Origin of the sequence: Flavobacterium sp. ENC, assembly GCF_020991415.1 — a bacterium.
Lineage (GTDB): Bacteria > Bacteroidota > Bacteroidia > Flavobacteriales > Flavobacteriaceae > Flavobacterium.
In genome coordinates this window covers 300838-312089 of the sequence record NZ_JAJMOY010000002.1, presented here as the reverse complement: position 1 = coordinate 312089, position 11252 = coordinate 300838, and the positions used below count along the sequence as shown (strand labels likewise).

Annotated in this window: 11 protein-coding genes; 5 read left to right on the top strand and 6 right to left on the bottom strand. The window is 33.0% G+C overall.

Going from position 1 to position 11252, the window contains the following annotated elements; genetic code table 11:
• Positions 1–93 precede the first annotated feature (93 nt).
• Entirely contained in the window at positions 94–1125 is a 1032-nt protein-coding gene (locus LPB89_RS06230) for a LacI family DNA-binding transcriptional regulator (RefSeq protein WP_230700904.1), read from the top strand.
• Between the two features lie 8 nt (positions 1126–1133).
• Here the strand turns inward: LPB89_RS06230 and LPB89_RS06225 are convergent, their stop codons facing one another.
• The 6 genes from LPB89_RS06225 to LPB89_RS06200 are packed head-to-tail and all read right to left on the bottom strand — an operon-like array spanning position 1134 to position 7360.
• Positions 1134–1655, bottom strand: a complete 522-nt coding sequence (locus LPB89_RS06225) for a general secretion pathway protein (protein ID WP_230700903.1) — start codon at positions 1653–1655, stop codon at positions 1134–1136.
• A gap of 1 nt (position 1656) precedes the next feature.
• Entirely contained in the window at positions 1657–2853 is a 1197-nt protein-coding gene (locus LPB89_RS06220) for a general secretion pathway protein (RefSeq protein WP_230700902.1), read from the bottom strand.
• A complete protein-coding gene (locus LPB89_RS06215; protein WP_230700901.1) occupies positions 2853–5027 on the bottom strand; it encodes a type II secretion system protein GspD in 2175 nt (724 codons plus the stop codon). Before LPB89_RS06215 ends, LPB89_RS06220 begins: the two co-directional genes overlap by 1 nt.
• 41 nt (positions 5028–5068) lie before the next feature.
• The gene (locus tag LPB89_RS06210) at positions 5069–6472 is read right to left on the bottom strand and encodes a GspE/PulE family protein (protein WP_230700900.1); all 1404 of its coding nucleotides are present in this window, start codon (positions 6470–6472) and stop codon (positions 5069–5071) included.
• A 1-nt stretch (position 6473) separates the two neighbouring features.
• On the bottom strand, positions 6474–6950 hold the full coding sequence (locus LPB89_RS06205; RefSeq protein ID WP_230701389.1) for a general secretion pathway protein: 477 nt from the start codon (positions 6948–6950) through the stop codon (positions 6474–6476).
• Positions 6950–7360: a prepilin-type N-terminal cleavage/methylation domain-containing protein gene (locus tag LPB89_RS06200; protein ID WP_255667693.1), complete on the bottom strand. Its 411-nt coding sequence runs from the start codon at positions 7358–7360 to the stop codon at positions 6950–6952. Before LPB89_RS06200 ends, LPB89_RS06205 begins: the two co-directional genes overlap by 1 nt.
• A 453-nt stretch (positions 7361–7813) precedes the next feature.
• Between LPB89_RS06200 and LPB89_RS06195 the strand changes: the two genes are divergently transcribed.
• From LPB89_RS06195 to LPB89_RS06180, 4 genes are all read left to right on the top strand, one after another.
• The gene (locus LPB89_RS06195; protein WP_230700899.1) at positions 7814–8545 is read left to right on the top strand and encodes a hypothetical protein; all 732 of its coding nucleotides are present in this window, start codon (positions 7814–7816) and stop codon (positions 8543–8545) included.
• 54 nt (positions 8546–8599) lie between these two features.
• Positions 8600–9535 carry a hypothetical protein gene (locus LPB89_RS06190; protein ID WP_230700898.1) on the top strand — a complete coding sequence of 312 codons (936 nt, stop codon included), beginning with the start codon at positions 8600–8602 and terminating at the stop codon, positions 9533–9535.
• 111 nt (positions 9536–9646) lie between these two features.
• Positions 9647–10699, top strand: a complete 1053-nt coding sequence (locus LPB89_RS06185; protein WP_230700897.1) for a hypothetical protein — start codon at positions 9647–9649, stop codon at positions 10697–10699.
• A gap of 5 nt (positions 10700–10704) precedes the next feature.
• Complete coding sequence (locus LPB89_RS06180) at positions 10705–11184, top strand: hypothetical protein (RefSeq protein ID WP_230700896.1); 480 nt, start codon at positions 10705–10707, stop codon at positions 11182–11184.
• Positions 11185–11252 lie beyond the last annotated feature (68 nt).

Sequence of the window (11252 nt, the reverse complement as noted above, 5' to 3'; positions counted from 1 at the left end):
GATGTAAGGCGTACCACTTTTGAAAAATCTTTACTAATATTGCCTTTCATAATTTTCACATCGAACTCTCGTAATTTTTAGTATATTTATTTCATGAATGATACAAAATTAATTGATATCGCCTCGGCCTTGGGAATTTCTGTCACTACGGTTTCAAAAGCTTTAAAAGGGTATACTGATATTAGCAAAACTACCCGTGCGAAAGTGATTGAAATGGCAGATAAGATGAATTACATGCCTAATTCTGTGGCGGTAAATCTCAGAACCAATGAAACTAAAACGATTGGGGTTATCATTCCTGCAACGGTGCATCATTTTTTTTCGAGCGTGCTGAACGGCATTCTGGAAGAGGCAGAGAAAAGGGGGTATCTGGTTATTATCCTTCAGTCCAGTGAAAAATATGAACTGGAGAAAAAACAGGTTGCCTTACTATTGCAAAAAAGAGTGGATGGTATTTTGATGTCCCTTTCCAATGAAACGGATGATTTTTTTCATATCAATGAAGCCATCCGAAAAAATACGCCGGTGGTTTTATTTGATAAAATTGCCAAACGTGTCGATTGTTCCAAAGTAGTTATCAATGACATGAAAGCTGCATATGATGCCGTAACGTATTTAATAGAAAAAGGGTTCAAAAAAATTGCGCATTTTCGCGGTTCTTACGTTCCCCAAAATTCTATTGACCGTTTTTTAGGCTATAAAAAAGCACTTGAAGACCACAATATAAAGTACGATCCTTCCCTTGTTTATGTTTGTGATCACAATACCGACTTTGAAGACGGTTACGAAAATGCCGAAAAATTAATGGCCGATCATAAAGATGTGGACGCTGTTTTTGCCGTTACGGATCTGGTGGCCATCGGAATTATAAAATATTTTAATGACAAAAAAATAAAAACTCCCGAACAGGTTGCCGTATTTGGATTCAGCAACTGGTTTATGAGCACCGTAATTTCCCCAAAACTAACTACAATCGATCAGCCCGGCTACGACATCGGATATCGTGCTGCCTCCATTTTAATTGATGAAATCGCCCAGATAAAAGAACACATTCCGGTAGTACATCAGATTGTGGAACTTCCGACTCATATTATTGAAAGGGAATCTACGCAGCGGGGAATATAAAATCTATTCTAAATTCCTTTACTGGTCTGCATGATAACTTCAACAAATAACTGGTCCGTATTGGTTTTGTAGTTTTTTTTCTTTGTGAAATTTAAATGTTTAATAGCCCCCAGCTTTGGATTGTTTTCGATTTGATTTAACAACGCAAGGCTTCCGTTAAAAGAACCTTCGAGGGTAAAAATATAACTGGTCGTAATAAATCCTTTTTGGGTTATACTATGAGGCTCCTGAAAATCTGTAATCTTAAGGTTGTATTTGGTACTATACGAACTTAACTGCTTCAATAAATCATTCTGAAAAGAGTCGGAGACATTAATTTCATACTGAGACAAAACCTGATCCAGCTGTTTCTCTTTTTGAAGAAGCTGTCCCACAAGATTAGGCATATTGCTATCATCTGCTATTTGCTGCTCTTTCTCTTTATATTCCTTGTAATACTGAATGGTATTTGAGATCGCGAAAGAATAACAGAAATAAAGGATTAAAACAAATCCTGCTACAAGCATTTTATTTTTCTTGTTTAGTTTCATTTTATTTCAAAGTTATTTTAATCGAAAATTCTGTTTCGTTAGCATCATTTTTTCCAAAATGTGTAATTAAAACTTTATCAATCCATTTGATTTTCTCTGTGTTTTCAATCCAATGTGTCAAGTCATCGTTAGAAAGTGTAGTGCCTGAAACTGTAATCACTTTATCTGTAGTAAGAACAGGCTCTGCTACTTTTATTTTCTTTTCTAAAGGACTATAAATCAATTCAGTCAACAAAATTGAAGACGGAATCTCTTTTACAATTTCATTAATAAGAAAGGAGCTTTGAGAAGCTGTTTTTCCGACGCTGTTTTTTACTTTTTCCTCTTTTACTATAATTCGCTGTTTGATTTTACCAATATCTTCAAGAGATGATTTATTTACCAGAACTGTTTCGGTAGTTTCCTGTGCCAGTTTATAATAATGTGTAAAAAAGGCAAAATTGATTAACAAAACAGCCAATAAAACACCGATCATTATTTTTATCCCTTTGGCAAAAAATTGTTTCTGATTGTAGGTATCGTATAATTCTTCGCTATAGGATATCACAGAACCCGAATTAGAAGAAGAATTTAGTATGAGCCTTAAGATTCCCGAAAAAGCCAGTACATGCCTGTTTTCGACTTCCAGGTCATTAATATCATAACTAATAGTAGACTCATGTACATTCGAAGAAATTATAGGATTGTCTTCGACCTTGGAAATTAGCTGATTATTGGTGAAAATCTGGTCTTCCTTTATGTATTCAACTATTTCTGATAAGGTGCAGATTCCCAGACTGATTCCAGCAATGGTAATTTTTTGCTTTTCGTATTGATTGACTATTTCGTCCAGATATGTTTTTCGGGTAATAGCAATAACAGATTTTGTTTTTAAACGCCAGATTTCAAAATAAAATTCCTCCCAATTCGTATTTGGAAATGCTTTATGCAGCAGTTTATCATCAGAAGGTTCAATACTTAAAACCTCTTTCTGTATCACCTGGTTTGTATTTATAACTAAAAAGAAAGGCAGTTTTATATCCCATTTTTCAGCTATTTTTTGAGAATAACTAACTCTGTCTTTTTTAGAGACAACCAATCCTTCTTTTTTTTCTTCAACTAAAAGCAAGGCAATTTTCTCTTCACTTTTTAAAGTAAAATGCTCGATGCCAATATACTGCTTACCCAGTAAAAATGAAGTTATGGATGGAAAGGTCATTAATAAATAACGGTTGGTTTAATTAATACGCTTAATTTTTTCTTAGAATCTTCACGTTTTCGCGAACTAAAAAGCCATTTAAGAATTGGAATTCTGGATAATAAAGGTACTCCGGTTCCGGAATCGTTTTTTACGGATTCTTCTAATCCTCCCAATACAATTAAGTCCTGATCTTTTACTCTAATGATTGAGGTAAATTCCCGTGAATTGATTCCCGGAGGCGCATCTTTATCTACTTTTTGTCCATTAAAACTGGATTGAATCACTTTAATGTCCATTGTAATTTGTCCGTCACCGGATACCAATGGCATAATGGTTACCGATAATTCCGCATCAATGGGCTGGTAATTTTTAACTTCTGAAGCTTGTGGAATCTGCGACCCGTAAAAATTTTGATTCGTTACCACATAATACGTTGTTTCTCCAATAGACAAATAGGCTTTATGACCATTTAACGTTGATAATCTTGGGGAAGAGCGAATTTTTAAATTACCATTCGTTTCCATTGCTTTAAGACTCAAGTAAAAATTAGGCACTACTTTTCCAATATTTAACGAGCCAAATCCATTAAACCCTTCGATAATACTGTTGATTGTTTTGGCGCCCAAATTAATATCGGCGGTAGGGAAAACTGTTCCGGAAGTGGTCACCGGTTTATCTCCGATACCTGCTTTTATTCCGGTTTCCACAGTGGCTGAACGGTTTACTTCTAAAAGCATCACTTCAATTAGAATAACGGGTACTGATTTGTCAATATATTTTATAAAAGACTCAAATCGTTCAATATTGGCCGCTGGTCCGTTAACGATAAAACTGTTAAGTTCCTTGTCTATTTTAATATCCAGATCTTTTTTAACCTCGTCGGGAATAATTTTCAAAATGGATTCTGAAGGATTACTGCCGGAAGAAGACGAAGCTGAATTATTTGAAAAATTATTTTGATTCTGATTATTAGAATTCATTCTCGAATCAGATGAATTATAATTAGAAAAATTGTTTCCGTTATTATTATTTAATCGCCCTGCACTTCTGCCCTCTTTTGACGGATCACTCAAAATTTCGATAGAGCGATACATCAACGGAATCGATTTTATGTTTCTTACCACTAATTGTTCCTTTGTTCCGAAATAATAAATGGAACCACTATTCATAAAAGTAAAAGAACCCGATCCGGAAGAGACTGCAGAATTGTTGCCTGAATTAGTATTGTATTGTTGCTGGGAGGAATTATTGTTTTGAGCTGAATTACCTTCCAGCTTCGTTTCAAACAATTTTATCAGCAAAGCATCGAAAGTAATATTCTTCGCTTTTACAGTGGCATTGCCGGCATTCTCTAAAGGAGTTGAAATAAACATGTCAACATCAAGTTCATGCCCTATGTCATATACAATACTTGAAATTGGTGTATTTTCAAAATCCACATCCAGCAGTTTTTTTTCTTTATCTACTACCGTAAAAAAGAAATTAGATTTTCTGGAGCGCTGCGGTTTGTTTTGTCTGATAGCTGCATTTACATCCCCTGCTTCAGGAGTAAAATTTCCTTCAAGTTTATCAAAAACGTAAAAATTATCCCTTGTTTTGGTAACGCTTAAATTATTTGCAAATGCGAGTTTATTCAAAGCGGCATCAAAAGGCATATTTTTAATATAAACCGTTAACAATTGATTTTCCAAACCGGGAGCAAAGACCAGATTTTTGGCACTTTCATCCATTATTTTTCGAAACACATCATACAATTTGTCTTCTTTCAGATTTAAAGAAAGCAAATTACCATCTGCGTAATAAATGACATCAATAGCTTTTACTACGGGAGTTTCTAATGGTTTCTCATATGTTTTTACGGATAAAATATTACCTGTAAATTCAATCGTCAGATTGTATTCTTTACATAAAAAAATTAATAAATCGCCAACTGTTACATTAGAGAAATTATTGACAATGTTAATCTGACTTAAATTAGGAGCAACACTGATATTTAATTTATGAATCTGAGAAACGGCTAACAAAAAACCGGATAAAGAAGCCTCTTTAATATTAACGTTAACTCTCTCATTGAGTCCCGGCGCATCAGCTGTAATAGACTCAATGTTGTTTTTGAGTTGCTGGATCCTGTTCTCCTGTGAAAATGAAAGCTGAAATACGAATAGTAAAAGTAAAGTGATTATATTTTTCATGAAAAGATATCAAATCGTGAGATTTTGCTGTTTTATTTTTTTTATAAGAGTAAAGAAAAAACTTCATCTATCGAAGTAATTCCGTCATTTATTAGTGATAGGGCATTGCGTTTTAGTGTGAAAATATCATTTTCTTCGATATAAGAATCAATATCAATTTGATTGCTTTTTATCAATGCGGCTAATTCTGATCCAATTGGTAAAATTTCGTAAATGGCTTTTCTGCCTGAATAACCCGTGTGATAGCAATGCTCACAACCTACCGCAACATAATGTTTAGAAATATTTTTAGGAATCTCAAAACCAGTCGGGAAAATAGCTGTCTCTATATCTTCTTCCCTTTTGCAGAACTCACATAATTTACGAACCAAACGTTGTGCTACGCTAATATTCAAGGTACTGGCTATTAAAAAAGACGGAATTCCCATATCTATTAATCTCGAAACTGTCGCCCAGGCCGAATTGGTATGAATCGTCGAAAGCACCAAATGCCCGGTCAAAGCGGCACGAATGGCCATATTGGCGGTATTTACATCCCGAATTTCACCCACCATAATAATATCCGGATCCTGTCTCAGGAAAGTACGCAAAGTGGTTGGAAAATCAAGTCCAATATTCTCTTTTAACTGTACCTGAATAATACCATCCAGAGTATATTCTATTGGATCTTCAACTGTTAAGATATTAGTATCGGGAAGGTTTAGTTTTTTTAAAGTCGCATATAATGTCGTTGTTTTCCCCGATCCTGTCGGGCCTGAAATCAGAACGATACCATTTGGACGTTTTATATTTTGCAAATAGGTTTTTAACTCTTTAGCTGTAAATCCCAAAGCATTAATATCAATATGACTGGTGTCTTTGCTAAGAATACGCAATACAACCTTTTCTCCATGTAAAGTGGGTAATACCGACACACGGATATCAAAATCCTCATAATCTGTTGTAATTGTAATACGTCCATCTTGCGGTAACCTTTTCTCGGAAATGTCAAGTTGCGCCCTGATTTTAATTTTGTTTACAATTACAGGATATTCTTCTGTTGTAATATGAAACTGTTCTTTTAATTTTCCATCTAATCTAAAACGTACACGTGCTCTTTTTTCAAACGGTTCAAAATGAATATCACTGCTTCCTATTTCTTTGGCATTGAGAACTATTTTTTCTAAAAAATCAACAGTATAATGTATATCCGAAACATTATTAGAAGCTGTTTTCCGATAATTAGTACTTAAGTATCGATTTATATTTTCAGTGGTGTCGGCTTCTAACTGAACAGGAAAAGGCAATAAAACGCTAAGTTCATTCTGCAAACTTTGAAGGTCAGCGGTATCTGTTTTAAGCAAAACTGTTTTTTGGTCTACTGAGATAGGAACTACTCTGTAATAATAGGCTTGCTCTGATTTAACAAGTTGTTGGAATTCTATTGGGATTTCAAATTTTTGCATTCTAATAGGCGTATAAAAAATTACTATCAGAACAAAAAGTAGCCATGTAAACTACTGCAAAAAACAGTGACATATACCCTGCCAAAGGAACTGTCTTAAACTGATTTTTCTTTTGAAAAACAAAATGCAGGAGTAAAGAAAATACTAACGCAAAAACAAATAGTACTATAAAAGAAACCGTTGCGAAACTAAAACTGATAAAAATAAAAAACAAAACATCGCCAATTCCTAAAGAATTTTCAAAAGACATTCTTCTTATTTTCAGATAGATAAAGCAAACGGCTAATAGAAAGGCAACAAAAGAAATATTCAGCACTGAATTTACAAAAACGAGTTCTATCGGAATATAATATAATTGAATCGCAAAAACCAGAATACCAGTTATTGGATACAGAAACCAGTATACTAAACGATTTTTATAATCCTGATATAAAATTGCCCCAAATATTATTACTAAAATTAGTTTCAAATACCACATTAATCTTTTGTAATTTGTTTTGGAACACCATTTTGATCTATTTCCCAAACATTAAAAATACCATTCCCATTAAAATCGGTTATTGCTGTAGCCTGTACTTTAAATTCTGTATCACTAGATTGTACTATTTCGTAAATATAATTTGCACTGCCATTTTCTTTGGTGGTCTTTGGCGCTTCAAAATCTATTTCATTAAAATTAGGGCTGTACTTGGAATACATAAAATTATACTGCTTTTCGGCATTGTATATTGCTTTTAGCTGTACTTGTGCCTCTACGCTTTTTGCTTTTGTGATCAATGGCATTAGGTTGGGTAAAGCTATTAGAAGCAAAATTCCTATAATAGCCAAAACAATCAGCATTTCCTGAAGATTGAAAGAAGATAGTTTTTTAAATAGTTTTTTATCCAAAACAAGTATAATTTATTTTTGCAAATATATCTTTTTTATTGTGAAAACAATTAAGGTCTGCAGAAGAATATTTTATTAAATATGAATTTTATTAATAAGAAATAACTTATATTTGCACAAAGCGCAATATTTACAATATTAACGATTTAAAAACTAGACGATCAGTATATTAAAAATAAAAAAACGTATAAATAATCTATATTTTCCTAACTCTTTTTTAAATGCTTTCACTTTTTAAGGAAATTGAAAAAAATTAAAATGGAACTTAGATCAATCTTTTGTTTTTAAGATATTTTTAATCCGTAAATTATTCTTTTGTCATCTTTAAAATAATTGCATGAAACGTAACAAATATCAATTTGGTTTTTGTTAGTTTTGACAAAAAAATTTTACTAAAATTAAATTAAGAAAAACATCACTTTAAGTAAAAAAAAACTTTCAAAAATTTACATTATGATCAAGAAATTAGTTGTTTTGACTTTGCTCATTTGTGTCGCTTGTCAAACAACCAAAATAAAAAATGAAACCTACAAAATTGCTACTTCATCTCCTGAATTAGGAAGTATCGGGCAATCTCAAATAAAAAATGGAGTCGAGAATAATTTTGCGGTGCGAACCTTACCAAAACTGGAGAATAATATTCGTGTTTCTATTGATATAGTTCCTTACAATAAACAATTAAATAAGGTTTATGCCTCAAAAGCCAAATACAATCAGAATCAGGCAAAAGTAACTTATGTTGACAGCTTGCCTAATAAACCTGAACTGGTCACTATTAAAATATTAGATGTAAATGGTTTGGTAAATGAGTTAAACTCGCAACATAACTCCGATGTTTTAAGATTATTACAAAACACTGAAAAAACGCAAATAATTACAGCTGTTGCAGTGACGTTATCTTTGGATGAACTTACAAAAATAAGACAGGCAGATGCGTATTATTTAACCAATTCACTTGACAAGAAATATCTAATAACTTTATACAAGTCCGGTAAAAAAACAGACATTATAGATATCAGTACTCAAATAATTATCGCCTACCAATCCAGTAAGTTTTGCTGGGCACAATCGTCAAAAACCAAATGGTATATAGCGGATATTGTGACCGATAACACCAATTGCAAAGGAAATACCAAATCTATCGTACCCAGAAAAGAGGAAGACAAAAGTCTTTTTGATATGTAAGTCCATTTAGCAACTTATATTCATTACGCTACTATTTACTACAATTAAATCTAAATGAAAAAATTTCAATTCTATACGTCTTTATCCCTTATCTTTCTTTTATCCCTTTTTTCATGTGAAGAAATCTTAATTGTAGATGATATTTCAAAAGAAGAAGTTACTTTAATTGCTCCGGCAAATAACTCTGTTTTGTTTTCCACCGGAGCTTCATTCTCCTGGAACAGTATAGAGAATGCCGAAAAATATCGTCTTCAGATTGCAAAACCTAATTTTGCAAATCCAGTCGAAATTGTTTTAGATACTTTAATCACTAAAACTTCCTATACCCAACAAATGAATATTGGAAAGTATGAGTGGCGCGTTAAAGCTGTAAATAGTGGCTATGAAACTCCTTATAAATCCAGTGCTTTCGAAATTTTGAACAACGAGGATTTCCAGAATAATACAGTAGTATTACTTTCACCAGGTAATAATCTGATAACGAAAAATGCCATTCAAAAATTAACATGGCAAACCATAATCGGTGCAACTGAATATCAGCTTCAGATTTATGACAGCACCAATGAGATTGTTAAAGAAAACAGCAGTGCTTCAACAAGTTTTGATTATACTTTTCCTGAGGGCAATTTTAGCTGGAAAGTAAGAGCGAGTAATGGAACAAAGGAAACTTTATACACAACAAGAAACATAGTTGTAGATACAAAAGTACCAAATACTCCTGTACTGGCAAATCCGGCCGATAAAAGCACAACTGCTGCAACTGACATTAATTTTCAATATAACAGGACTCCTATAGCCGGAAGTGTTGAAAAAGATAGCATTTATGTGTACACCGAAAGTGCTTTGACAAATCTTAAATTTAAAGAACAAGTAACCAGCCCTTATGCAAAAACCCTTACATCAGGTTCTTATTACTGGTATGTAATGTCTTTTGATCAGGCTGGTAATAAAAGCAGCAAGAGTACTGTTTTTAGCTTTACTATAAATTAAGTTGGTTTTCCAGATGGTAACTTAATAGTATTTTAAGTGCAATCGATCAATCAGTTTTTTGATATCATTATAAAAAAAATAGAACTATAAAAAATTTAACAAAACAAAAAAATGAAAAAAATCACAACAATAATCATTACTCTAATCAGCTTCATTAATAGTGCTGTAAACGCTCAGACTTATTATCCTTTAAAAAACATAGAAACGAACCTCGCTCCCGTTTCAAACGTTAATGGGCAATGGGTTGCCGTTTCACCTTCTAACAATACTTTAGGGGCAAATTATTATCAGGGTTTAAGTTTTGGTTTCGACGTAAATAATTATGCCAGCTTAGTTAACGGTGTAGGAACACATGATCTTTATTTCGGAAGATGGCAATCTGAATGGAAAGGATGGAGAAAAATAGTAATGCAAAACGAAATTGGTAATGTTGGAATAGGTACCTCTGCACCTACTGCTAATCTAGAAGTAGTTGCTCCTTTACTGGATGGCTCCGAAACATTATTAAAATTAAGAGTAAGCGATGCTACTCAGGATTATTTTAGAATTACTAATGGTACAAATACTGGGCTTCAATTTATGCCAACCTTATACGGATACCACGTTTCTGATAATCGGTCAGCACTATATCTAACTGCTGCCATTGAATCAGGCAATGATAGTGGAACAGATCCTGTAATGACATTTGATTCCAGATTAAGTGCAAGTGCTATTACAACAAGAACTTTGTTTGCATGGGATTCCTATGGCAATAGAAAAATGGTTTTAACTGCAAACGGGAGTTTAGGGATTGGCACTACAACCACAGGACCTCACAAACTGGCAGTTGAAGGATCAATCGGAGCAAGAGAAATAAAAGTACAGGCAACGGGCTGGTCTGATTTTGTTTTTGAAAAAAACTATAGTTTGCCAACTCTTGAAGAAGTAGAAAAACATATTAACGAAAAAGGGCATTTAAAAGATATTCCAAGTGAAAAAGAAGTTATTGAAAACGGAATTAATCTGGGAGAAATGAATTCTAAATTACTTCAGAAAATTGAGGAACTAACTCTGTATAGCATCGAGCAAAATAAAAAAATTGAAGCACAGACAAAAGAAATTGAATCTTTAAAAAATTTAGTTTTAAGGGTTACAAAAATTGAAAATGAACTAGCCCGAAAATAATTTTAATGAAAAATAAAAAAAACATATACATCCTTCTCCCCATCGTGTTATTCGTTTGGGGCGGAGTTTTGTATCAGGTTTTTTCTTTTACCAATACTGAAGAGGTAATTTCATCTGCCAATCCTGAATTTACTATTAAGCCTCTGAAAATAAAGAAAAGGCAATCTTTTGCTATTAACGTCAATTACAGAGATCCTTTTTTAGGAAAAATGTATGCTCCTCAAACGGCTTCAAAAGTAAAGTCTGCAACCGTAAAGAAAACAGTGCAACATCATGAAAATGTAGTGTGGCCTGTCATCCTTTACAAAGGAATGATTTCAGATACAAAAGACAAAAATAAAATTTTCATGCTTGTAATTGATGGCCATAATACGTATATGAGAATTGGAGATACCGAAAATGAAATTTTTCTAAAAAATGGTGACAAAGAATCTGTGTATGTCAAATACAAAGGGAATCTAAATCTTATAATGCTTCAGGATTGAAACTAAAGTTTAAAATAAAGTCCGGAGCTTTACAGTTTACCGTGTTTATTTCAGTACTAATTGCTTTG

Coding starts and splice junctions, on each gene's coding strand:
- LPB89_RS06230 (WP_230700904.1), top strand. CDS start 94: ATGAATGATACAAAATTAATTGATATCGCCTCGGCCTTGGGAATTTCT.
- LPB89_RS06225 (WP_230700903.1), bottom strand. CDS start 1,655: ATGAAACTAAACAAGAAAAATAAAATGCTTGTAGCAGGATTTGTTTTA.
- LPB89_RS06220 (WP_230700902.1), bottom strand. CDS start 2,853: ATGACCTTTCCATCCATAACTTCATTTTTACTGGGTAAGCAGTATATT.
- LPB89_RS06215 (WP_230700901.1), bottom strand. CDS start 5,027: ATGAAAAATATAATCACTTTACTTTTACTATTCGTATTTCAGCTTTCA.
- LPB89_RS06210 (WP_230700900.1), bottom strand. CDS start 6,472: ATGCAAAAATTTGAAATCCCAATAGAATTCCAACAACTTGTTAAATCA.
- LPB89_RS06205 (WP_230701389.1), bottom strand. CDS start 6,950: ATGTGGTATTTGAAACTAATTTTAGTAATAATATTTGGGGCAATTTTA.
- LPB89_RS06195 (WP_230700899.1), top strand. CDS start 7,814: ATGATCAAGAAATTAGTTGTTTTGACTTTGCTCATTTGTGTCGCTTGT.
- LPB89_RS06190 (WP_230700898.1), top strand. CDS start 8,600: ATGAAAAAATTTCAATTCTATACGTCTTTATCCCTTATCTTTCTTTTA.
- LPB89_RS06185 (WP_230700897.1), top strand. CDS start 9,647: ATGAAAAAAATCACAACAATAATCATTACTCTAATCAGCTTCATTAAT.
- LPB89_RS06180 (WP_230700896.1), top strand. CDS start 10,705: ATGAAAAATAAAAAAAACATATACATCCTTCTCCCCATCGTGTTATTC.